The organism is Clostridium sp. MF28, assembly GCF_002969175.1.
Taxonomy (GTDB): Bacteria; Bacillota; Clostridia; order Clostridiales; family Clostridiaceae; genus Clostridium; species Clostridium beijerinckii.
In genome coordinates this window covers 363,325-388,585 of sequence record NZ_CP014331.1, presented here as the reverse complement: position 1 = coordinate 388,585, position 25,261 = coordinate 363,325, and the positions used below count along the sequence as shown (strand labels likewise).

Annotated in this window: 25 protein-coding genes; 22 read left to right on the top strand and 3 right to left on the bottom strand. The window is 29.1% G+C overall.

The window, feature by feature from the left end; genetic code table 11:
• Positions 1-7 precede the first annotated feature (7 nt).
• The 4 genes from AXY43_RS01610 to eno all read left to right on the top strand — a co-directional run bounded on the left by AXY43_RS01610 (position 8) and on the right by eno (position 5,379).
• Positions 8-2,356 carry a PAS domain S-box protein gene (locus tag AXY43_RS01610; protein ID WP_105410842.1) on the top strand — a complete coding sequence of 783 codons (2,349 nt, stop codon included), beginning with the start codon at positions 8-10 and terminating at the stop codon, positions 2,354-2,356.
• A gap of 46 nt (positions 2,357-2,402) precedes the next feature.
• A complete protein-coding gene (locus AXY43_RS01605) occupies positions 2,403-2,645 on the top strand; it encodes a sensor histidine kinase (protein WP_243099149.1) in 243 nt (80 codons plus the stop codon).
• 147 nt (positions 2,646-2,792) lie between these two features.
• Positions 2,793-3,710, top strand: a complete 918-nt coding sequence (locus AXY43_RS01600; protein WP_105410840.1) for a DUF523 domain-containing protein — start codon at positions 2,793-2,795, stop codon at positions 3,708-3,710.
• A 376-nt stretch (positions 3,711-4,086) separates the two neighbouring features.
• Positions 4,087-5,379 (top strand): phosphopyruvate hydratase, encoded by a 1,293-nt coding sequence (eno, locus tag AXY43_RS01595; RefSeq protein ID WP_077870040.1) that lies wholly within the window; start codon positions 4,087-4,089, stop codon positions 5,377-5,379.
• 73 nt (positions 5,380-5,452) lie between these two features.
• Here eno and AXY43_RS01590 read toward each other — a convergent pair whose 3' ends face one another.
• On the bottom strand, positions 5,453-6,778 hold the full coding sequence (locus tag AXY43_RS01590) for a sensor domain-containing diguanylate cyclase (protein ID WP_051144756.1): 1,326 nt from the start codon (positions 6,776-6,778) through the stop codon (positions 5,453-5,455).
• Between the two features lie 262 nt (positions 6,779-7,040).
• Between AXY43_RS01590 and AXY43_RS01585 the strand changes: the two genes are divergently transcribed.
• The 10 genes from AXY43_RS01585 to AXY43_RS01540 all read left to right on the top strand — a co-directional run bounded on the left by AXY43_RS01585 (position 7,041) and on the right by AXY43_RS01540 (position 15,081).
• Entirely contained in the window at positions 7,041-7,583 is a 543-nt protein-coding gene (locus tag AXY43_RS01585) for an NADH peroxidase (RefSeq protein WP_077870042.1), read from the top strand.
• Positions 7,584-7,847: 264 nt separating this feature from the next.
• Positions 7,848-8,063: a hypothetical protein gene (locus tag AXY43_RS01580; protein ID WP_023976407.1), complete on the top strand. Its 216-nt coding sequence runs from the start codon at positions 7,848-7,850 to the stop codon at positions 8,061-8,063.
• A gap of 741 nt (positions 8,064-8,804) precedes the next feature.
• The gene (locus tag AXY43_RS01575) at positions 8,805-9,836 is read left to right on the top strand and encodes a helix-turn-helix domain-containing protein (RefSeq protein ID WP_039768544.1); all 1,032 of its coding nucleotides are present in this window, start codon (positions 8,805-8,807) and stop codon (positions 9,834-9,836) included.
• A gap of 158 nt (positions 9,837-9,994) precedes the next feature.
• Entirely contained in the window at positions 9,995-10,357 is a 363-nt protein-coding gene (locus AXY43_RS01570) for a YkvA family protein (RefSeq protein ID WP_105410839.1), read from the top strand.
• 326 nt (positions 10,358-10,683) lie between these two features.
• On the top strand, positions 10,684-11,091 hold the full coding sequence (locus tag AXY43_RS01565) for an EFR1 family ferrodoxin (protein ID WP_241394818.1): 408 nt from the start codon (positions 10,684-10,686) through the stop codon (positions 11,089-11,091).
• A 74-nt stretch (positions 11,092-11,165) separates the two neighbouring features.
• Positions 11,166-11,786, top strand: a complete 621-nt coding sequence (locus AXY43_RS01560; RefSeq protein ID WP_023976403.1) for a GyrI-like domain-containing protein — start codon at positions 11,166-11,168, stop codon at positions 11,784-11,786.
• Between the two features lie 62 nt (positions 11,787-11,848).
• On the top strand, positions 11,849-12,307 hold the full coding sequence (locus tag AXY43_RS01555) for a hypothetical protein (protein ID WP_023976402.1): 459 nt from the start codon (positions 11,849-11,851) through the stop codon (positions 12,305-12,307).
• 85 nt (positions 12,308-12,392) lie between these two features.
• Positions 12,393-12,848, top strand: a complete 456-nt coding sequence (locus AXY43_RS01550) for an AraC family transcriptional regulator (RefSeq protein ID WP_023976401.1) — start codon at positions 12,393-12,395, stop codon at positions 12,846-12,848.
• A gap of 146 nt (positions 12,849-12,994) precedes the next feature.
• Positions 12,995-13,282, top strand: coding sequence for a putative quinol monooxygenase (locus AXY43_RS01545; protein WP_077869852.1), 288 nt, complete (start codon positions 12,995-12,997; stop codon positions 13,280-13,282).
• Positions 13,283-13,635: 353 nt separating this feature from the next.
• Positions 13,636-15,081, top strand: a complete 1,446-nt coding sequence (locus tag AXY43_RS01540) for a lipase family alpha/beta hydrolase (protein ID WP_105410838.1) — start codon at positions 13,636-13,638, stop codon at positions 15,079-15,081.
• Between the two features lie 206 nt (positions 15,082-15,287).
• Here the strand turns inward: AXY43_RS01540 and AXY43_RS01535 are convergent, their stop codons facing one another.
• Complete coding sequence (locus AXY43_RS01535; RefSeq protein ID WP_039768535.1) at positions 15,288-15,494, bottom strand: DUF5808 domain-containing protein; 207 nt, start codon at positions 15,492-15,494, stop codon at positions 15,288-15,290.
• Between the two features lie 326 nt (positions 15,495-15,820).
• The gene (fliB, locus tag AXY43_RS01530; protein ID WP_077869853.1) at positions 15,821-16,981 is read right to left on the bottom strand and encodes a flagellin lysine-N-methylase; all 1,161 of its coding nucleotides are present in this window, start codon (positions 16,979-16,981) and stop codon (positions 15,821-15,823) included.
• Positions 16,982-17,472: 491 nt separating this feature from the next.
• Here fliB and AXY43_RS01525 point away from each other — a divergent pair, with 491 nt between their 5' ends.
• From AXY43_RS01525 to AXY43_RS01490, 8 genes are all read left to right on the top strand, one after another.
• On the top strand, positions 17,473-19,380 hold the full coding sequence (locus tag AXY43_RS01525; protein WP_105410837.1) for a BglG family transcription antiterminator: 1,908 nt from the start codon (positions 17,473-17,475) through the stop codon (positions 19,378-19,380).
• Positions 19,373-20,434, top strand: coding sequence for an aminopeptidase (gene ypdE / locus AXY43_RS01520; protein ID WP_105410836.1), 1,062 nt, complete (start codon positions 19,373-19,375; stop codon positions 20,432-20,434). Before AXY43_RS01525 ends, ypdE begins: the two co-directional genes overlap by 8 nt.
• Entirely contained in the window at positions 20,427-20,750 is a 324-nt protein-coding gene (locus AXY43_RS01515; RefSeq protein ID WP_105410835.1) for a PTS lactose/cellobiose transporter subunit IIA, read from the top strand. Before ypdE ends, AXY43_RS01515 begins: the two co-directional genes overlap by 8 nt.
• A 1-nt stretch (position 20,751) precedes the next feature.
• Complete coding sequence (locus tag AXY43_RS01510; protein WP_039768523.1) at positions 20,752-21,090, top strand: PTS sugar transporter subunit IIB; 339 nt, start codon at positions 20,752-20,754, stop codon at positions 21,088-21,090.
• Between the two features lie 13 nt (positions 21,091-21,103).
• Entirely contained in the window at positions 21,104-22,417 is a 1,314-nt protein-coding gene (locus AXY43_RS01505) for a PTS sugar transporter subunit IIC (protein WP_105410834.1), read from the top strand.
• Positions 22,418-22,706: 289 nt separating this feature from the next.
• Positions 22,707-23,795: a M24 family metallopeptidase gene (locus AXY43_RS01500; RefSeq protein ID WP_023976391.1), complete on the top strand. Its 1,089-nt coding sequence runs from the start codon at positions 22,707-22,709 to the stop codon at positions 23,793-23,795.
• Positions 23,796-24,977, top strand: coding sequence for a MalY/PatB family protein (locus AXY43_RS01495; protein ID WP_105410833.1), 1,182 nt, complete (start codon positions 23,796-23,798; stop codon positions 24,975-24,977).
• A gap of 12 nt (positions 24,978-24,989) precedes the next feature.
• A complete protein-coding gene (locus AXY43_RS01490) occupies positions 24,990-25,256 on the top strand; it encodes a hypothetical protein (protein ID WP_243099148.1) in 267 nt (88 codons plus the stop codon).
• Positions 25,257-25,261 lie beyond the last annotated feature (5 nt).

Below are 25,261 nucleotides of genomic sequence, written 5' to 3'. Positions count from 1 at the left end.
ACTGAGGATGAGTATATTTAAAGAAAATAAAGACTTAAAAAAAATACATTTTAATGAAGAATTTGATGATAAGATATTTAATTTAATTCCAAATCCAATGTTTTATAAAGATGTATATGGAAAATATTTGTGGTGTAATACAGCATTTGAAAAAGCAATAGGAGTAAAAAGAAAATTTATAGTGGGGAATACGGATTATGAAATTACAACCAAACAGGTAGCAGATCTATTTGCAAGCTTGGATAATCAAGTGATTAATACTAAGAAAGCTAACAATTATGAGACAACCATTTCTCATGCAGATGGGTTAATGTATGATACTATTGTAAGTCGAACGCCTAATTTGGATGAGAGTAATAAAGTATTAGGGATAATAGGGATAGTTACTGATATTACAGAGCAAAAAAGAATACACAATAAATTAAAAGAAAGTCAGTTAAAAATGAGCAGCCTAATTAAAAATAGACAAGCAGCAGAAAAAAAGTTCTATGAAAAATTATATTTTGAAGAAAGATTACTAGAGATTTCTACACGTTGTGTTCTAGAAAAATTTGATTCGAAAGTTATCAATAAGGCATTAGAAGATATGGGGAAATTAAGCGATGCTGACAGAGTATATATCTTCGTAAATGATTATAAAAAGCAAACTACAAGTAATATTTTTGAATGGTGTGCTGAAGCGATAGAAGCTCAAATAGAATCGCTTCAAGACATACCTTTTGAAGCTATACCATGGTGGATGAATGAAATCACTAATGGTAAGGCTATAAATATTAGAGATATTTCTTTAATGCCAATAGAAGCAGAGAAAGAAAAAGAGATTTTGGAAGCTCAGGATATTAAGGCTATATTAGTACTGCCAATGTATAGTAATAAAAAAGTCATTGGATTTATTGGCTTTGACAGCGTAAAACAAAGCAAAATATGGGAAGAAAGCAATTTATATTTATTAAAGATAAGTTCAGAGATTATTGGGAATGCTTTTGAAAGAGAAGAAAATGAAAAATCACTGATGAGGAGTGAAGAAAAGTATAGAGAACTCTTTAATAATGTTAATAGCTGCATTTTTGTAAATAAGTTTTCAGAAGGCGAAAGTATAGGAGAATTTTTGGAAGTTAATAATTTAGCTTGTGAAAAATTAGGATATACTAAAGATCAGTTTAGAGAACTGTCATTTCTTGATTTGTTAGAAGAAAAAATCAGAAACAACTACATTGACAAAATAAATAGAGCTATTATGAAAAATAGAAATATGATTGAAGTAAATATTAAGACAAAAAGTGGTTTTATTATTCCATTTGAAGTGAATTTACATATATTTAATCTTCAGGAGCAAAAGGTAATTCTTTCAGTTGCAAATGATATTAGTTCAAGGAAACAGGCATATGAAAAAATTAAAGAACTATCTTTGGCGGTTGAAAACAGTCCAAGCAGTGTTGTTATTACTAATATTAAAGGAGAGATAGAGTATATCAATCCTAAGTTTACAGATATGACTGGCTATACTAATGAAGAATTAAAAGGAAAAAATATAAGTATATTAAAATCAGGTTTTCATGAAAAAACTTATTATATAGATTTGTGGAGAAGCGTACTTCTAGGAGATGAGTGGAGAGGTGAATTTTATAATAAACGAAAAGATGGAAGTAATTATTGGGAATATACGAGTATTGCACCACTTAAGAGTGAAGAGGGAGATATTACTCATTTTATATCAGTAAGAGAGGATATTACTTCAAGAAAGCTTATGGAAGAGGAGCTAAAGAAAAATAATAAAGAATTGAAAGAAGCCATAAGCAAACTTAAAATTACTCAAGCTCAATTGATTCAACAAGAAAAGTTGGCAGGAATTGGACAGCTTGCAGCTGGGGTTGCTCACGAAATTAACAATCCTTTAGGTTTTGTATCGAGTAATTTTGAAATGCTGAAAAGTTATACGAAAAATTTGAAAAGTCTAATATATGCATATAAAGAATTAATATTAAAAGCTGAGCAAAAGGATATTGGTTTAATTGAAAGAGAATTAGATAAAATTAAAGAATTGGGAAAATCTAAAAAGATAGACTACATATTAATGGACTTAGATAATCTATTTGATGAGTCAGAAGATGGTATAGAGCGTTTGAGTACAATAGTAAAAGGACTGAAATGGTTCGCGCATGAAGATCAATCAAATCAATTTGAAATGTATGATCTTAATCTTGGAATAAAGAATACTTTAATTATTGCTAGAAATGAAATTAAGTTTATAGCAAATGTGATTGAAGAATATGAGGATATCCCACTAATTCAAGCCAGCAGGCAAAAAATAAATCAGGTTATATTAAATTATCTTAAATTCCGTGTATGCTATTAAGGAAAAAGAGAGCGATGAATTTGGACTTATAGCAATTAAGACATATATGGATGAGAAATATGTGTACTGCGAAATAAAAGATAATGGAATTGGTATAAGAGAAGACGCGCTAAATAAATTATTTGAACCATTCTACACAACTAAACCAGCAGGAAAAGGAACAGGACTTGGACTTAATATTGCCTACGATGTTATTGTAAATATCCATAAAGGAAATATTGAAGGAAAAAATAATCCTGAAGGTGGTGCGTGCTTCATTATAAAAATTCCTAAAAAGCAGGATGTTTAAGTTTATAATTAGTGAAATGTTGCAATTTCAAAAGTAACGCAATTAAATTTGTGTGTAGATTAAAGTATTATAACTTAATCTATGCACAGATTTAAATTTAAAGGTTTAAGAGTGTGTTACGTAAAAAGTTTCAAAAGAGGTGTTTATATGGAGACAGTACTGAAAAGAAAGATAAAAGTTGGAATTAGTGAATGTTGTTTTGGCTCAAAGGTAAGATATAACGGTAAAGGATTTGATTATGTTAAAAATTTTGGCAGAGAAAAAGAACAATTTATATTTTATCCTTTGTGTCCAGAATGCCTTGCTGGGTTAGGAGTTCCAAGAACACCTATAAGTATAAAAGGTGGGAGTGGAGAAGATGTTTTACAAGGAACAGCTAAGATTAAAAATAGAAAAGGCGAAGAGGTTACTGATAAACTCATAAAAGCTTGTGAATTTTCATTAGAATTATTAAAGAGTGAAGGAATTTACATATATATGTACAAAGAAGGTAGTCCAAGCTGTGGCGTATATAGAACAACTTTAAAGGATAAGAGACTTGGTAATCCGCCAGGAATATTTGGCGCTATGTTACTTAATGAAGGATTTTTCTTGGTATGTGCAGATGATTTAGAAAGTCCAATAAAAAGATGGGATATAGTGAGAAGGGTAAACGCATTTACTTGGATAAAAGAAGCAGAAATAGAAAATAAAAATCAACTCTATGAGGTATGGCATACAGTAAAATTTTTATGCCAAGAACTAGATGAAAAAACAGCTAGAAGTTTAGGACATGAATTATCGATTTTAGATAATATTCAAAAAGAAGATATAGAAAAATACAGAAAAAACATGCTAGAGATTATTAGAGAACCATCAACTCTAAAAAAAATAAAAGGATGGCTGTGGAAAAATTATAGTTATTATAGAAAGAATAAGGGTATTGAGCTTGATATAGTGAAAGAACCAACAGATTTAAGATCAAATACAATTTTAGCTGAAGAACTAATTAAGTTAGAAATTAAATTATATGGAGAAGGTTATTCATTTGGATCTAGTCCGATTCTTAACAGAGCTAAAAGATAAGAAATACTGAAAATATATTGTAAAAACTAAATGGTTATAATGTATATTTGTTTTTTTGAATAAGATTAAATTGTTTGATTAAAATAGTGAAATTTAAAATGTGAATATTTACTTCTTTTAGAAAAATATAAGATAATATAGATAAAATTACAATATAATGATATAATTTAAACATAAATTTAATTATTTATATAAAAAATAGGTATAAAAGAAGTATTATTTTGTGATGAATATCAATTAGGAAAAAGTATTCTTAATTTAAGTAAGTATTGCTAAAATCTTTGAGTAAAATTTAATAAATTTTAACGATTAAGAAGTGGGATTAGCTTTATTGATAATTATCAATTGAATAGACTATTTGGGAGGTAATGTAAAAATGAAAGATTATTTAGAAATTGTAGACGTACTTGCAAGGCAAATTTTAGACTCAAGATGTTTTCCTACAGTGGAGGTAGAAATATATTTAGAAGATGGAACTACAGGACGTGCAGCTGTGCCATCAGGAGCTTCAACAGGAATGTACGAAGCAGTGGAATTAAGAGATGGTGATAAAGATAAATTTTTAGGAAAAGGCGTTTTAAATGCAATTAAAAATGTAAATGAAATTATTGCAGAAGAATTAATTGGATGCAATGTATTTGAACAAACTTACATTGATAAAATGCTAATTAAATTAGATGGAACAAACAATAAGAGTAAGCTTGGTGCTAATGCTATATTAGGAGTTTCATTAGCTGTTGCAAATGCAGCTGCAAATTCATTAGATATGCCTTTATATAGATATATCGGTGGAGTTAATTCAAAAGTATTGCCAGTCCCTATGATGAACATATTAAATGGTGGATCACATGCTGATAACTCTGTAGATTTACAAGAATTTATGATCATGCCAGCTGGAGCGCCTACATTTAGTGAAGCACTAAGAATGTGTGCTGAAGTTTATCATACATTAAAGAAAATTTTAAATGATAAAGGTTATGCTACAGGTATTGGCGATGAGGGAGGATTTGCTCCTAACTTAAAATCAAATCAAGAAGCTCTTGATGTAATAATCGAAGCTATAGGAAAAGCTGGATACAAAGCTGGAGAAGAGATCTTTATAGCAATCGATGCAGCTTCATCAGAATATTATAAAGATGGTAAATATGTATTAGAATATGAAGGAAGAACATTAACATCAGCAGAAATGGTTGATTTCTTCGAAGAATGGGTTAATAAGTATCCAATTATTTCAATCGAAGATGGTATGGCAGAAGAAGATTGGGAAGGCTGGAAGCTTATTACTGAAAAATTAGGAAAGAGAGTTCAATTAGTTGGTGATGACTTATTTGTTACTAATACTGAAAGACTTGAAAAAGGTATTAATCTTGGTGTAGCTAACTCAATTCTTATTAAGTTAAATCAAATAGGTACATTAACAGAAACATTAAATGCTATAGAAATGGCAAATAGAGCTGGATATACTGCTGTAGTTTCACATAGATCAGGAGAAACTGAAGATACAACTATAGCTGATTTAGTTGTAGCTGTAAATGCAGGACAAATAAAGACTGGAGCACCAGCAAGATCTGAAAGAGTTGCAAAATATAATCAGTTATTAAGAATTGAAGAAGAATTAGATGATGCTGCTGAATATAGAGGCAAAAAAGCTTTCTTTAACTTAAAATAATATATAGAATAAATAAGAAAGAAGCATAGACTTACAATTTACAATTGTAGCTATGCTTTTTTTGTAGAAAATATTATTTGATTGAATTGTAAAATATTTTATAATTATTTCTTCCTTTTTCTTTCGCTTTATATAATGCTATATCAGCATTTTTTATAAGAGTATCATCATCTAAGCCATTTTCGTAAAAAGCAATACCAATACTTGAAGTAGTAAAAAATTCATATTCTCCAATTAACCATTTATCTTGTAGAGCTTTTAAAATTCTTTTAGCAATATTTTCAGCATTCTCTCTTTCGCTAATTAATAATAACGCGCAGAATTCATCCCCTCCAAAACGTGCTAAAATATCATTTTTTCTTAAACATTCCTTTACTCTTTGAGAAAACTGGCATAAAAGCTCATCTCCAATATCATGCCCAAGTGTATCATTTACTATTTTGAATTTATCAATATCCATAAACATAACACAAATATCTTGTCCTAATCTCTCTTTTTCATTTAAGGCCTGAAGTAAATTTGCTTTGAAAAGTCTACGATTTGGTAATCCGGTTAAAGTATCATGATATGCCATATGTTTAAGTTTTTTTTCAAGCAACTTTCTTTTAGTTATGTCTCTAGCAAGCATAAGAACATGAGAAACATTTTTATGTTCATCTAAAACAGCAGAAGCTTTTGCTTCTACCCAAACCCAATTTCCATTAACATGTTTATGACGAAATTCTACAGTTGCAACATTTTTATTTTTAATTAAATCAAAAAACTTTTCTTTAATATTTTCTACTTCATCAAAATAAACAAAATCTAAAATGGATTTGCCAATATAGGTATCAATAGGATATCCTAAAACAAATTCATAAGAAGGAGATACATATTTTATAAACCCATTAGTGTCTATAATGCTAATTAAGTCAGTCATATTATCTGCGATTAATCTATATTTTTCTTCACTCTCTTTTAATGCCTGTTCAGCTAGTTTTCTATCTGTTATATCACGTACAATAGCAATTATATGTGTACATTCACTATTGTTATTTAAGATTGGTGTAACCTTAGTTTCAAAATGTTTAAACTCACTAGAAGAGTAGGGGAATTCTTCTAAATTTGTATACCATTTAACTAAATTATCTTCATAAGTTACGCAAGTTTTTTTATTAATAGCTTCTTTATATTGTTTTGTAATTAAATCGGCCACATTTTTAGGCATTATTTCATAAATAGTTTTTCCGATTGGACTTTCTTTTAAATGTATATATTTTTTAGCTTGTTTATTTATAAACAGATATCTAAAAATGTTCTCATTATCTATCTTAATAAAGAAAACTAAGTCAGATATGCTATTAAAAATCTCCATAAATAGATCAAGATCATTATAAATATTTAAATCTTTATCAAGCATTAATATCACTCCTTTAAGCAACAAGATAATTAGTTTATATTTTAATTATATTTGTAAATCAATATAAAATCCAACAAGAAATATTTATAATAGAACCATATTTTCAAAAAAACAAATAATATACTAAAATTATATTGATAAATAAAGAAAAAGATTAAGAAATTAAGTGAAAAATAAAAGGAAATTGTATATAAATGTAGAATATATATAATTGGGTAATTAACCAGATATATACTAATTAAAATTTAGGAGGAGAGAATTTATGAAAAAATTTGTTTGTTCAGTTTGTGGTTACGTTTATGAAGGAGAAGAAGCACCAGATAAATGTCCGGTGTGTGGAGTAGGAACAGAAAAATTCATTGAACAAAATGGCCAATTATCTTTTGCTGATGAACACATAATTGGAGTTGCTAAAGGTGTAGATAAAGAAGTAATCGATGGATTACAAGCAAACTTTGTTGGAGAATGCACAGAAGTTGGTATGTACCTAGCTATGTCAAGACAAGCTGATAGAGAAGGATACCCAGAAGTTGCAGAAGCTTATAAGAGAATAGCTTTTGAAGAAGCAGAGCATGCTTCAAAATTTGCAGAATTATTAGGTGAAATAGTAGAAGCAGATACAAAAGCTAACTTACAAGCTAGAGTTGATGCAGAACATGGAGCATGTCAAGGTAAGAAAGACTTAGCAACACTTGCTAAGAAATTAAACTTAGATGCCATACACGATACAGTACATGAAATGTGTAAAGATGAGGCAAGACATGGAAAGGCTTTCAAGGGGTTATTGGATAGATATTTTAAATAGAAATAGTTAGTTATAAATTAGACAAACTATAAACAAAGGTACATTTAATTTTTTTGTTATTGAAGATATAAAACATATTTTATTATTAGCAGTTCCACATGTTATAAGAGAAACTCGAGAAGATTATTTAAAAGAAGTTTCAGATATAATTAAAGAGAATTTATAATAAATTATAAATTAGATGGAATTTCATGATTTATTTTATTTTTGAGATTTTGTAATTTACATGATGATAAAATATTATAAAGCAGGAGTGGATAGCTTATGAATCAGAATGATCCTATTATAGAAGTTGTAAATAAAAAATTAATTAGAAATTCTAATTTTGAATTTATTGCTGAATTAAAAGATTTAACTTTATCCGATATTGACTATATTGAGAAATTTTCTAATATTAAAAATATCAAATCAAAGTTTACTTATCAAATTGTAGATAATATTTATATAAAAATTACTTTTCAATATAACAATGAGGTATAGATATGGAATATATTATAAAAATAGTTTTAAGAAAAACTAAAATAAAAGATGAAACTAAAGAAAAGGATAACAATAAATTGAAATAGAAGGTTTAAATTTTTAGAACGTAAATCAAGAATTTAGGCTAAATATAACAAATAAAAAATAGTATTTAATTGATATTTTAACTAATGAACTATAAAAGTTTATTTTTATAGAATAAGTACAATATTGAATACGGATATCATTATTCTTAACGTGTTTAATAGGAAGACCAATAGAGGAGAAGATAGATTAAATTAAGCTGAGACTTTCTTATAATTAGGAAGTCTCAGCTTTTTTATAACTAATATATAAAATTATTAAGTAGATACAAAATCGATGCATCATAAGAAAAATAAATAAAATAAAAGAAATACTTTCTTCTCCCTAAAATTTGATGATTAGTAGATAAGTTTTACGCCTATGAATATAAGCAACTAAACAGATGAATTAAAAATAGTATGACTGACATCTCATACTAATAGTTAAAATGGTGATATTATAAAAAATTAACTATTGGTTAATTTTTATGAATAAAAGATGAAAAGTCTTCAATTGCTCAAATTATGTAGCTTTGATATCATTTAATTATAAAGTTCCGCGGTGAGAATCAAATTTATGTGGATATAGCCGAAATTGAAATATTTCAAATTTTCAATGAGGAACTCAATAATGTTTTATTTAATCAATAAGGACATAATAAATAGAGGAGTTAATTTTATGATTATAAGTGAAGTTATTAGGCATTATAGAAAAAAGGAAAATCTTACTCAAGAGCAGGTTGCTGATTATTTAAATGTAAGTACTCCAGCAGTAAATAAGTGGGAAAATGGAGTTTCATATCCAGATATAACATTGCTGCCACCTCTTGCACGTGTCTTAAAAATAGATGTTAACACTTTATTGACATTTAATGAGGAATTAACAGATACGGAAGTAAAAAAACTTACAAAAGAGGTAGGTGAAACTGCATCAAGAGAGGGAATTAAAAAAGCTTTTGAGAAAGGCAATGATTTGATTAAACAATATCCAGGTTGTGATGAATTAATATTAATGATATCAGAAGTGCTAAGAATATATTTGTTAGGACCTCAAATTGAGGAAAAAGAAAAATATGAAAGAAAAATTATTGCTTGGCTTGAAATTGTAGTAGCTGGTAATAAGGAAAAAACAGCTTCTATGGCAAAATTAGATTTAGCAGCAATTTATAGGGAGAAAAAAGAATATGAAAAAGCTCAGGAAGTATTAGATAAAATTCCAGAAGTAGACGTAGATAAAAAAATTCAACAAGCAATATTATTTGAAAGTATGGATAAAATAGATGAGGCTTATGGTATTTATGAAGATAAGTTAAGAAAAAATGGTGACGAAACATTTGCTGTATTATCTCTTATAATAAGGCTATTGTATAAGGAAAGGAAATTTAGAGAGGCAGCAGAATACATAGATCGTGCTAAAAAGATTGCTGAGGTATTTGATTTAGGAGCGTACCATAAATATGAATTAGATTTATCTTTGGCAATAGAAAAAAAAGATAAAGAAAAAACTATAGAGATGGTTATAAATATGGTAAATGAAGCAAGTACAATGGATGACTCTATTAAATCAAAATTATATAAGCATATGAAATTTGATGTGACTAATAATTGGACCAAAGATAAATATAAAGATTTAGTAAAAAGGGTATTAAGAAAAAGAAAGAATATTGATTTTGTTAAAGATGATCCAAGAATAAAGTCTCTGTTGGAATAAACAATATTAAGTCTATTTTATTTTAAGATTAGAAATAAAATAGATTTAATATTTATCTAAGTGATTTTTAATTTTGCATAAATTTAAGGATATTGCAGCATACATAATATAAAGTCAAAAAGAATTGTAAAAACAATCTTATTAAAGGAGATTTAAATTTGGGACTAAAAGACAGAGCGAGAAAATTAAAATCAGATATACCTGCCGTATATATATCATTAAGAAAGAAGGAAACACCAGTAATTGCAAAAGTTTTTGCTATGATTACAATTATATATGCGTTATCACCAATTGATCTTATACCTGATTTTATACCAGTTATAGGTTTGCTAGATGATATAATTTTACTTCCAATACTTATTGCAATAACAATAAAATTTATACCAGAAGAAGTACTTAGCAAATGTAAAATTGAAGCAGAAAACTTATGGATTAGCGGAAAACCTAAAAGGTGGTATTTTGCCATACCGATTTTATTAGTATGGATAGCGTTAATATTTCTAACATTAAAACTTCTTTAAATGAAACCTTATTAAAAATAAATGAATGTTCAATGTTTCAATTAAATATTCTTTTAAAGAAACATTGTTTTAAATAAAACTTTTTTACAATTTAAAATGTAAATTATCCAGCCATGTTTAGTAATAGAAAAGAGTTTAGAAATTTAGTATTTAACTTTTTGATGTAAATTACAAGAATATTTGGTGGTTAAGATGATATTCCTATATTATAATATTAGGTTAATTAAACCCCAATATGCATAAATCGATATGCCACATTATTCATAATGAGTTTTGTGGCATTTTTTGCAATGCTAATAATATTTTTGCCTTTGGATCAATTTCTATTGAAAAACAAAATTTTCCAAAAAGAAAAATATAAAGTAAAACATATAGCTAATATAGTTACAAAACACGAAAACTACAAATGTGAAGTTAGCCCATTGATATTTGATACATTAATTGATAGGATTTTTATCAAAACTACTGACAAGATAGTGAAAAACCTACATCTAAGAGATAAAGATTTTTGGGTTAATGATAATTGTAATGGCTGCAGATTATGTGAAAAAATTTGCCCTGTTAATAACATACAATTTAATATTAATAAGCCAGTATGGAAACATAATTGCGAGCAGTGTGCAGCTTGTATTCAATACTGTCCAAAAGAAGCAATTCAATGGAAAACGAAAACTAAGAAAAGAAGAAGATATAGAAATCCTAATATAAGTATTAATGAACTTATATGGTGTTAGTATTAAGATTTATTTATAATATGACAGCATGTTGTCATATTTAGCAATTTATAATGATTATGGAGGTGTTGATTTTGAAATATGAATGGAGAAAAGAGGAAAAAGAGATCTATCTGCCAAGAGAAAAACCAGCTTTAGTTAAAATTCCTAAAGCAAAATATTTCTGTATTAAGGGAAAAGGGAATCCGAATAATGGGGATTTTTCTAATAGAATTGCTGTATTATACTCTCTTGCTTATGCAGTAAGAATGATGCCTAAAAGTGGTTTTATACCTAATGGATATTTTGAATATACTGTTTATCCGTTAGAAGGATTATGGGATATGACTGAAGGTGGCAAGAGTGGTGATGTATTTAATAAAGATGAACTGATATATACAATAATGATAAAACAACCATATTTTGTAAACGAAGAAGTAACAGAGAAAGCCTTTGAAATTGTTAATAAGAAGAAGCCAGATAAATTATTAGAAGAAGTTTATTTTGATGAAATAGAAGATGGATTATCAGTTCAAATGCTACACATAGGTTCTTATGATGCTGAACCAGAAACTTTTAGTAAGATGAAAGACTATATTAACGAAAATAATTTGAAGATTAGAAGCTTAGTTCATAGAGAAATATATTTATCAGACGCTAGAAAAGTTGAAAGAGATAAATTAAAAACAGTATTAAGATATACGGTAACTAAATAATAAACTTAAATTTGTACAAGAGGTAAAATCAATAATTATTTATACAATAAAGGAGAAATACTATGGCATATAAATTGAAAGATATAACAATAAGAACAAATAATTCTGATGAGGGAATAAAAATGATTGATGAACTATGGGGGGATATTGTAAGTGGTAAATTACCTCTTCTTTTTGATAGTGAACATATACTTCAAAAAGATGCTTCTCCAATTTCAAAATATAGCAACTATTCTAGTGATGAAAGAGGGGATTATGACCTTACAATAATGAATGTAACACCTGATTTTTTTGAGAAAATGGAAATGAAAGTGAGAACAGGCCTATATAAAAAATATGATGAAAGAGATGAGGATGGGAAAATAGATGTGTGTGCAAAAAAAGCATGGGAAAAGGTATGGAGTGAGCAAAAATTAGGAGATATAAAGAGGGCATTTTCGGAGGATTATGAAATCACTGTTCCTAGTGAATACGCAAAAGATGGAAATGCACATTGTTATTTATATATTTCTGTTCAGTAAAATAAAAAATAAGTTGAAATACATTTTAAAGCATTATATTATGAATTCAGGCACCGGTGTACATTATTAATAAAGAAGGTAAAGTATGGACATTAATATTGAAATGATACCAGAATATGAAATTGCTTATATAAGGAAAGTAGGTCCTTATGGTTTAGAAAATGTGCAAGTAATGGAAAAATTGAAAAGCTGGGCTGAAGAAAATAGCTTATTTAATGAAAGGTCAATAATCCTAGGAATAACTCAAGATAATCCTGAGATTACAGAACCTGCAGATTGCCGCTATGATGCATGTCTAGTTGTTTCTGATGAATTTGATTTTGAAAGTAAGAATATTAACATTGGAAAAACTATTGGTGGAAAATATTGTGTGTTTAAAATAAATCATACAGTAGATGCTATACAAAAAGCATGGCTTGAAATATTTTCGGAGTTATCAAAAAGAAATTATAAAATTGATGATAAAAGAAAGATTATTGAACGTTATACCATGCAAATGATAAGTAACCATTATTGCGAGATTTGTGTGCCTATATTATAAAAAAATATTCAGTGAATAAGCAGTTTATAAAGTTAGAAAATGCTGTATATAATATACATCTATCTGTAGTCAATAATGAAATACTTACCTAATATGCTATAATTAGTTTATTAAAATTTTATTTTGCATATAAAGGGGGATTAATTATGATAGTAAAAAGTGTAACAATTTATGTAAAACAAGGTCACATAGAAGAGTTTATTAAAGCAACTAAGGAAAATAAAAATAATTCATTGAAAGAAAAAGGAATTATATGCTTTGATTTTTTTCAATGCAAAGATGATTCAACTAGGTTTTTACTTTACGAAGGCTATAAATCAGAAGACGATGTGAACAAACATATGGAAACCGAACACTTTAAAAAATGGATAAATACAGTTGAACAGTTGTTTTCAGCTCCGAGAGATAAAGCTACATACATTCCTGTTCCTTAAATAGTAGAAACGTTAAATGTAGAATGGTTACTCTATTTTGTATTAATATATAAAAAATTTATATTAAATATAATCCTAGACGGTGAGAATAAGTAATAATAAATTAAGCTAAGGTTTTCTTAAATTTAGAGAATCTTAGCTTTAAATATGTTACCTCAAATATCAATAGAATTCAAATCTATTTCAATATTATCATAAATATTAAACTGATTCTTATAACTAAAATAATATCATTAAAAATGCTTTTGTAATCATTTCATATACATATCCTTCTTAAAATTATAGGGTTTTATCACATAATATGGTAAAATTGAAATGTTTAATAAGAATTATAATTAAAGAAAGGAGAAAATATGACCGAAATTATAGTGATTTTTGCATTAACACTAATAACGCTTAGCGCCATATTCTTGGATATCACGAAAAAATTTAATTTGCTACATAAGATTTTAATGTATATATATTTTATATTTGCGCCACATATTGTTGCGTTAGGATATTTTTTAATCCAACATAGCAAATTTGGACAAGATAATGCTATATACAGATGGACTATTTTAACGGAGATAATTATTTTTATTCTATATATTTTTATAAAAATAAACATAATTCCAAATAATAAAAAGCAAATAGTAAACTTTAGATTAAGAATAATGTTAGGCGGAAGATGTCTTGTTTTATATGGATTATATACAGCATTTGTTCAAATTATTATATATTTAATAGGAAATACAATAATGCAAAGATTAGCAATTCCAGAACATATATTAGTAATTGATAGTATTATTGTTATGTTAAACATTATTATTTTAATTATCAATGGAATGCTAAGAATTTTATGTACTTCAAGAAGATTAAATATTGTAAAAAGACTTATAGTAGGCTTTTGGAGTCTTATTCCAATCGTAAATATTTTTGTGATGTTATATGCTTGTCACATTGCAGCAATAGAATATGATCATGAGTGTTATAAAGTAATTAATCATGAAGCGCGTGTTGATTCAGAAGTATGTAAAACAAAATATCCTCTTGTATTAGTTCATGGTGTAGGTTTTAGAGATTTAAAATATATTAATTACTGGGGCAGGATACCTAAAGAGTTAATTCGTAATGGAGCCACAGTTTATTATGGAAATCAGGAAGCTTGGGGAACAGTTGAGTATAATGCAGAAGATATAAAAAATAAAATATTAGGTATATTGAAAGAAACAGGATGTGAAAAGGTAAATATTATTGCACACTCAAAAGGTGGACTAGATTCACGTTATATGATTAGCAAATTAAAAATGGGAGATTACGTTGCATCATTAACTATGATATCATCTCCACACAGAGGATGTAAGTTTGTTGATCTTGCTTGCAAAATTCCTGATAGAATTTATAAATCCATTGCAAGATTTTTTGATAAGCGTTATAGATTTATAGGTGATAAGAATCCTGACTTTTATACTGCAAGCAGACAGTTTTCAACGTATCATAGTAAAAAATTCAATGAAGAGGTAAAAGACGTAGATGGGGTGTATTATCAAAGTTACACATCTGTAGTTAGAAATATATTTAGTGATTATGTTGTTGTAATACCATATATTTTAGTAAAGTTAACAGAAGGTGAAAATGATGGTCTGGTATCTATTGAATCTGCTAAATGGGGAGAATTTAAAGGGGTATTGAGAAATAAACGAAGGCGTGGAATCTCTCATGGAGATATTATAGATCTAAGAAGAGATGACTATAAAGACTTTGATGTAATAGAAAAATATGTGGAAATTGTATCAGATCTTAAAAATAAGGGTTTTTAGGTAGTATTATAAAATTTATATGAAGCATTATAGCTTATAAATAAAGGATTAAAAATACTAAGGCAGGTTTAATTAACTTCGCTTAATATTTTTAATCCTTTATATTTTAAACATTTTTATTTTATCGCCTAAAACCAATATTTATTACTTCTTAAACGTGTCATTTTACAAGTATATTCTGATTCAAACTTTAAAATTTTGTATTATTAAAAAAATCTAAAAGCAGCAAATACTAATAATATTATTATAACTGGAATAGACAAAATAGATGCCATTATACGTCTACCAATTTTACTTCCAAAATTAATAGTGCTTCCTATACCATTTCTCTTATCAACAGATTCAGATGGATTATCTGGATTATAGTAGAAAACTCCAAGTTTCCAATGTCTAGGGTCATCATCTTTATTCACTAGAAATACATCTCCTTATATTTATATACAAATAGTTAATTTTATATTTTTTTAATTATATACCTTTAATTGTAAATATTCAAATGTCTAATGTATCTACATATAAATTTTGAATATTGATTTTGAAAACAGGATGCAAAGCTAAAAATATACTAATTTCATAGTGTATTTACCAAAAAGACTCTGTAGAGATTATTCTATAACTAATAATACTGTACAAGGTTTTAAAATTTTGATGAACAATTATTAATAGTCAAAAATGAGAGTATAGCACCAATACTAGGCGTTACTGTGAAATATAAGTATTCCGTATACTCTCATTATTTCTAATTCATTATTAAAATAAGTAATCGTTCTAAATCAAATATTCTGCTCGTATTAAACATTTCCTCAAGGTCATAAAGGGTTTTTTCTGAATTTTCAACTTCCTTAGAATACATATGCATTATGTCTATTTGATCATTTATATCAAAGTTATAATTATTATCAATCCAGCGTACTACATTTAACTCTTTAATAATGAGATAACTCATGACAGCTAGTGTAACTTTAGAGCATAATTCTTCATCAAAAATAGCTTTCATAAAATATTGGAATATAAAATATACCATTAAGTGTTCATATTCATAGGTTCTAGTTTTATAATATTCATTAAAAGCATCATATTGTTTTTTATAAAAAGTAACATTGTCTATTTTATAAAAACAGTCAATAGCATGATCTAGTATTTGTGGCCAGTTATCATTAATAGGATTGAGATTTTTATACACATTCATACATTTAAGCATATTTTTATACTTATAAGATTGTTTTGCTTTATACTTATCAAACTTATTAAGAAGCTCTTTCTTATAAGATCCGCTAGAATATCTATTTACTATATTTTTAATTTTTGATAGTTCATTTTTATTTATTTCTTCTTGAATATCATGAGCAAAATTAATTACTAATGCAATCCTATGATTTAAATCTATAGATCGGTCTTGTAGAATATCTAAGGCCATTTTCCTAGCTGATATTAGCTGCATGGAAATATCAAAATTTATATCATCATATGGGTTTTCCTCTTCATAATCGTCTGAAACTTCAAAAGTAATTGGCTTAGGACCTTGAAGAATTAATCTTGCAGCCTCAGGGCAGGACAAAGATACCCCCATCTCACGTAAATTACTATATTCCTCTATTAACCTTGGGTATGTCTTGCATGTATAACATAAGCTTTTTTCTCCAAGTTCAGTATAGATATCACAAAGGTTATTTTTATTTAAAAACGGGCAGTTATTATTTTGTAATACAAAACCAGGCTCTCCATCTTCATATAATATTAAATTTGATCTTAATCTTTCACCAAATTCACCACTTACATTGTTATAATTCTTATATGTTTCATCATCAATTATAATTTCCCACCCAGCACAACAAGTATCAGTACATTTTGAAGCGATGCATTTAAAATCTTTATAATAATGGGGTACTATTGTTTTCATGTAAATTACCTCTTATGTTTATTAATTAGGGCATATAGAAGAAAATAGACACATATAAAAAGAGTAGCTATGATACAATACGGAACTTTTCTGATATAAGAACATCCCATAGTGTCATTGACTTGTTATTTACTTGAATATGCCCGAGTTCCATTATAATATACCACTTAATTGAGTATTGAGAAAAGTATTTTAATGAGAGAACAATGTTTTGTGGAATAATACTTGTTTGATTATATGGATAATTTTTTAACTGCAAAGAATAAAAGGATAAATGAAATTACTTTTGATTTTCATAAAATGTCCCTTAGAGATAAAATAGTGGAGAGGGCAGTATTTTTGAATAATGATTGATATTTAGAGAAGTATTGTATTGTGGGTTAGCTACATATTAGGAAAATTATTGCATTTTTATACGCAAAAGGTCTCCTTTTATCTAGCAGATTATTTTTATATAATAATAATATAAGAAATAGGAGAGTGGAGTTCAGATGAGATTTAGTCAGATAATGAGTGACTTCATAGACAATGAAGATTACTGTTCAATTGAATATTTTATTCATAAATACAAAGTATCTAAAAGAACAATTCAAAGTGACATTTCATATCTCATGAGAATTTCGACAAGCAAAGGATTTGAAATACATACAAAAAGGGGAGTGGGGTATTTATTAGAGGTTAAAGACGATGAATTATTCGAGAAATTTCTTAAAACTTTAGATGAAAACATTGTTTTTAAGATAAAAGAAAGACCATCTCAAATACTGGCATTTTTATCAGTCCAAAATGAATACATTTCAATGGATAAAGTTGCAGACACTTTTCAAGTTTCTAAAACACTGATCAAGCATGATGTTAAAGAGGTAGAGGAACTAGCTAAAGGTTATCATCTGGCTTTGGAAAAAAAGAGCCATCATGGAATAAGAATAGTTTCTTCAGATAGAAATCTTAAAAAATACTTATGCCAGGAATATCAAACTAAAAACGTATTTGTTAGAATGGCAGTTGACGGTGTTGTAATGGACTTTTCACATGTTGAGTCCCAATTGATAAGACAGATGAACAAAGAAAAATTAAATATTAATTATAATGAGCTATTAAATATGATAGTTTATCTAAAGTCCATGATATATATTTCACTAAAAGGAAATAAACAACCTGTCCAAGATTATGAATTTCATGAATCTAATCCTATTGAAAAAATTGTTGAATCATTAATTCATACAATGGAAAAGAAATATAAGGTATGCTTTGATAAGGATAGCGTTGAAGAATTGATAGAAGTTATGCAGAAAAATATCCATAGGAAAGATACCTATGTTTCCTTCACTGACAATTTGATTGATGATATAGAAGTTTTTTTAAAAAAAACAGATGAAACTTATGATACTCATTTTTTTGAAGATCAGGACTTGAAACGGCTTTTACTTTCGCATATGTCTCTATTAGTAGATAGGCTTCACAATAAAATTTCATATAAAAATGCTCTGGCAAATGAGCTAAGTATCACATATCCCATGATATTTAATATAGCAATACAATTTTGTGATATTCTCCATGAAAAGTATAATGTAGAATTTACCTTTGATGAAATAGGTTTTGTAGCTATGCATTTTGCAGCACATATGGTAAAGGAGAAACAGCTAAAGCTTCAATCTTACAATAAAATCTGTGTAGTATGCTCTTCTGGCGGTGGAAGCGCATATATGATTAAAATGCAGCTTGAATCCGTATTCCCAAAGGCAGAAGTCAAAACTTTCTCTTTTTTGCAGCAGGATGAGATGATCAGCTATAAACCCGATATTATTTTTACAGTTATACCAATATCTTATGATGCCCACATACCTATCATTTATATAAAAGAGCTTTTGGATGACAAAGATCTATATAGAATTAGGCAGATTCTCGAGTGCGATGATTATGATCCATATACATTGATTAATGAAAATCCAATATACTATTCATATTTCTCAAAGGAATTTTTCAATATAACAGAAGAAGATAACTATGAAAATCTCATTAGAAAGATGGCAGAAGATCTTGAAAAGAAAGGATATGGCAAGGAAGGATATGCAGACTTAGTTATGGAAAGGGAGGCATTCATAAGTACCATTTATTTAAATGGCGTATGCATACCTCATCCTATTGAAACAGATGCCTTAAGAAATGTAATATCAGTCAGTATATTAAAAAAGCCCTTTATATGGCTGGAAAAAGAAGTAAGGATTATTTTTATGATTTGTTTAAAAAAGGAACAGGTAGAGGTCTATAAAGACATTACTAAAAAGTTATATCAGCTTATGCGGGAGCCAAAATACTTAGAAAGAGTTATTCGTGTTAAATCTTTTGAAGAGCTTATGGCAGTGATGAAAGAGATGGGAGGTGTTAATTATGAATGATATTTTATTGAAAGCACTAAGTGATGCGGACAGTATAGCTTCAAATGAAAATGAAGTCAGAGAGATTTTATACAAGGAACTTGCAAAATATAGTGATGAGGTTTTTTGTGATAATATTGGAAGCATTATATTTCATAAAAAAGGGAAAGGTGAGAATCCACTGAAAATTATGTTCTGCGCCCATATGGATGAAGTGGGCTTTATGGTTCGCAGTATTTCTGATATCGGGTTTATTTATCTTATAGCTGTCGGCGGGGTGCAGGATAAAAGCAAAGAAATGCAGTTAGTTAGATTAACAACCTTTACTGGTAAAAAAATAGAGGGACTGTTAAATGTTACAAAAGATAGTGAAGGAAATATAAAAGATATGTACGTTGACATTGGATGTGACACTTTTGATGAGGTTAAATCATTGGGAGTAGAAATAGGCAATATGGTTTGCTTCGCAAGTGAAGCAAGACAATTATCAAATGAAAATGTTTATATGGGAAAAGCAATGGATGACAGGGCGGGCTGCTATGTTATTGCCGAGGCCATGAAGAGTATGAAAGATGACTTGGAAAATGATATTTATTTCGTTGGGACAAGCAGCGAGGAAGTCGGAACTAGGGGAGGGAAAACTTCAGCTTATATAATCAATCCAGACATAGTTTTTGCTTTAGATGTAGCAAATAATCCTGAATTAACAAAAAATAATACAAATCATCGTCTTATTGGTAAGGGACCAATGATTGTGCATTATGATAAGACAATGGCTCCTAATATAAAGCTTCTAAGGTATATCATGAATATGGCGGATGAAAAAGGAATTCCATATCAATGCGATATGTTTAGCGGGGGAGGAACTGATGCTGGAAATGCACATTTAGATCGAGGAGGAAAACTATCATTGGTCTTAGGAATATCACTACGATATTGCCATGGTGCATATTCTTTTGTCCATAGTGATGATTTGGAAAATTTAATTAAACTTGTATATGAGATATGTTATCGTTTAAAACGTAAAGATTACGAAAAATTTATAGATTTTTTAGGAGGATATGAAAATGACTGAAGTAGAACAAAGCATTATTATGGAGATGATTTCTTCCGCTGGTGAAAGTAAGGTGAAATCTTTTGAAGCATTAAAAAAGGTAAAGACGAAAGAGTATGATGAGGCTCGTAAATTATTAAATGAAGCCAGAGAGGCAGATTTGGCTGCTCATCAAATTCAAACAAAGATTATAACTGCTGAATTGTCAAATAGCGAAAATAAACCTGAAGTTGGGTTATTAATGGTACATGCACAAGACCATTACATGACAGCTCAATTAGCTAGAGATCTAATTGAGGCGTTAATAAATATATTTGAAGAAAGGGAGGAAAAGTAAAATGAAGATTGTATTATGTTGCGCAGGAGGCTTTTCAACGACTATGCTTATGGACAGTATGAAAAATACTATTAAAAAAAGTGAAAAACTTAAAGAGGAGGATTTTAAATTCATTGCAATCCCTGTAGATATTCTTGAAAGTGAAGTAGAAGGTTGTGATGCGGTTGTTGTAGGACCACAAATTGCACATAAGCTTGATTATATTAAATCAATTATTGATCCACATGAGATTCCTTATGTCGTTGTTGATAAGGAGACTTATGGCAAAATGGATGGAGCAACAGTATTAAAAAAAGTTCTTATAGAACGTAAAAAAGCTGATATGAAAAAAATAAAGTAAGGAGGCTTTAAAAATGTTTGATAAATTTGAAGCTTTTATGAGCAAGTACTTAGCGCCACTTGCTAACAAGATGGATAAAGAAATTCATTTAAGTGCCATTAAAAAAGCCATGGTAGCTTTAATGCCTTTGTTAATTATTGGTAGTTTTTGTTTGATTCCAGAAGCCATCCCTAATATGATTGGTGAGAATAATCCAATATCTCAATGGATATTAGCTAATCTTGATATTATTTATATTCCTTACAACGTAGGTATGGCATTGATGGCCTTATACGCTACAGCTTTTATGGCCTATCATCTTGCCAATTCCTACAAGCTGGATGTACCAGGGTGTATCAGTATGGCGGTTATTTCTTTCCTTATGATGACTGTTGATTATACAAAAGATGGCGGAATTATAACTAAATATTTAGGACCAAAAGGTCTGTTTGCAGCAATGTTTGCAGCAATTATTGCAGTGGAATTATATCGCTGGTGTAAAAAGAAGAAATTCACAATTAAAATGCCTGATTCAGTACCAGATTTTGTTTCAAGATCTTTTGAAATGATTCCAATATCAATTATTATTATTGGTTTCTTCTTAATTATACGTATTGTGTGTGTTAATGTGTTTAATATTATGCCGCCATTGATTTTTACAAGCATATTTGCACCATTAGTAGGGTCTATGGACAATCCGTTGTCTTATACATTCTTAAAGATGTTGCAATGTTTATTATTTTTCTTTGGAATTCATCCTTCTGTATTGAGTCCAATAACAACTCCAATTTCTACTCAGTTCCTAGCAGAAAATATAGCTAACTATAAAGCTGGATTAGCCATGACTCATTTCTTCGCCCCAGGTCCAGAGTCTGCATTTGGTAACTTTACAGGAACAGGTATAACATTTGGTCTAGTATTCTGGTGCTTATTATCTAAATCAAAGGCCTTAAAGCAGATAGGACGTGTTGCATTAATTCCTGCGTTATTTGGAATAAACGAACCAATACTATTTGGTGCTCCAATTGTATTAAATCCTATATTTTTTATTCCATACGTTATTTGCGGTGGAATTATAGGAACTATCCCTGGTTGGATGATGAAATTTGGAATGTTAAGCTGTTCATTCTTTACACCTCCTTATGTGGGTGTTTTCTTAGAGGGATATCTTACTAATATGGATCCAATGTCCATTGTTGCAAATGGAATTCAATTAGTCCTATCACTTGTTGTATGGTATCCATTTTTTAAGATATACGAAAAACGTTATCAACAAAAGGAAAATGATAAGAATAACATGTCTAAAGAGGATGAAGAAATCTTAAAGGATCTTGACTTGGACTTTTAAAAAGAAGGAGCTGTAGCACAAAGAATAAGGCACAATCAAAAAAATAACAAGTCAATTTGCTAGCCTATTTTCCATCATACTGCGTCGTCAAATTGCCCTAATAGGCCTGCTATGAGACCAATTTATATCCTTGTCTGATGAAAAATATTCACAGCAACTTTAGACTTGTTATTTATTTTCATGTGCCTAAAATCACGATATATTGGATTAGATTTTTAAATCTTAAGACAACATATTATAGTTAAATTTCTTAATGTGACAGCTCCTAGTTTTTAAGGATGGTGATAATATGGCTAAAAGGATAGAAAAAATACACGAGTTCATGAATGATAATAATATTGACGCTCTGCTTATTAAAAGCAAAACTATGAAAAAATGGTTATCGACTATGACAGGCAGCGGATGCAATGTCTTAATCACTAAAAATAAAGGGTTCCTTATATTAGATGGGAGATATTTGACTGAGGCTAAAGAAAAAGAACATGATCTTGAAATCATTCTTCACTCATCTCATGGAATGGGATGTAATTACCTATCGGCAGCTCAAGATATATTGAAGAAAGAAGATTGCCACAATTTAGGGGTTGAAGCTTCTCAGATGTTAGTTAAAGAATACAGAGATGTTGAAAAGATTGGTGTTCCGATTATTCTGCTAGATGAAGAAATAGACAATTTACGTATTGTTAAACAGCAGGAAGAAATAGATATCATGCAAGAGGCAGTTGATATAACAGACGATATTTATAAAAAAGTGCTCGCAAATATTCATGTAGGAATGACAGAGTATGAAATAAGCGCTTTAGTCCAATATTATTCAATTGCACAAGGAGCGCAGCAAATGTCTTTTGATACAATTGTAGCAACTGGGGAGAGAACTGCTTTTCCACATGGCAGGCCAACGGGTCGCAGAGTCAAGGCTCATGAACCCATTATGATTGATTTTGGAATCCAATATAAAAATTATCAGTCAGATATGACGCGCATGTGCTTTCTAGGAGAGCCTGAATCTAAGATTAAAGAAATTTACGATATAGTTTTGAAAGCACAGCTGGTAGGATTGAACGCTATTAATGCGGGAGTTATTGCAAGTGATGTGGATAAGGCTGCCAGGGATGTTACTACGAAAAATGGATATGGGCAGTATTTCAATCATGGCCTGGGTCACGGACTTGGAATCGGTGATGGCTGTGAATTGCCAATTTTGAATTCTACAAGTAAGACCATTTTAAAGGAACATATGATGATGTCCTGTGAGCCTGGAATCTATGTACCGAATATCGGGGGCGTTCGTATTGAAGATGATGTGGTTATCATTGATGGCAGAGGTGTTCCACTAAATAAAACTACAAAGGATTATATAATTTTGGAGGTGAAATAAATGAAATATAATTTTGATGAGGTTCATAATCGCTTGGGAACTTATTCTACACAATGGGATTATATTGAAGATCGCTTTCATAAGAAAGATTTAATACCATTTTCAATTTCAGATACCGATTTTATTATTCCAAAACCAATTACTGAAAAAATTCTTCAAGTTGCCAGCCATCAGATATATGGATATACCAGGTGGAATCATCATGATTTCAAATCTTCTATTACAGAGCATTATAAGAGAAGATTTAATACATGCATTGAAGAAGATTGGATTTTATATAGTACAAGCGTTATGTATTCAGTATCATTACTAATCAGGCTGTTAAGTTGCCCAAAAGATAAGATTTTGACATTTAATCCTATGTATGATTCATTTTTTACAGTTATAGAGGATAATGATCGCATATTGGTATCAAATGATTTAATTCATAAAGATGGTTCATTTGAAATTGATTTTGATCTATTTGAGAAACAGGTTCAGGACTGCAGAATATTCCTTTTATGCTCTCCACATAATCCTACAGGTATGATATGGTCACAAGATGATATGAAACGCATGGTATCATTGTGTAAAAAATATAATACAAAGATAATTTCGGATGAGATACATATGGATATACAGGTTGGGGAAAAGAAACAAATACCACTTTTATCCTATACCCATGATTATGATGAGTTATATACAGCATCTTCTTCCAGTAAAATATTTAATACCCCTGGTTTGATTGGTTCATATGTGATGATACCAAATGAGACGGTGAAAAATGATTTTTTATATCATACTAGGAAGAGAGATTTTTTGAATTCTGCAAGTATATTTGGAATGTATGCCACAATGGTAGGGTATATGCAATGCGATGATTATATCGATGAGTTAAATGACTATATTCGTGGTAATATGAAGCTGGTGGAGGACTTTATTAAGAGTGCGCTGCCAGACTTCAAATTTAAAAAGCCAGATGCCACTTATTTGGCATGGATAGACGGAAGGGGAGTTCCATTCACATCTGAACAGATTCAGGATGCGCTAGTAAATGTGGGTGGAGTTGCTATTATGAAGGGCGAAACCTATGGGAAGAATGGTGCAAAATATTTGAGGATGAATTTAGGATGTAGTCGCTCAAAGGTTGAAGAGGGGGTAAAGCGATTTAAAAAAGCCATGGATTATTTGTATTCAAAATAGGAGGAATATTTTATGCATAAATCATGGGAAAAAGTGACATCATGGATAGATAAGAAGCCGTCGAATGTGAGCATATCAAAACGGCTACTGGCTTACATCATAGATTGGTGTCTGGGAGGAATTATTACAGGATTCCCTGCAGTTTTAATTTATAGTGCGGTGACAAAGAAAGGAGATATGTTTAGCAATCTCTATGTGTTTGCGAGTCTGGGATATTCAAACGGATGGGCATATTTAGCTGGTGGCTATAAATGTCAAGCTAGAAATGTAACTTTTTGATCATT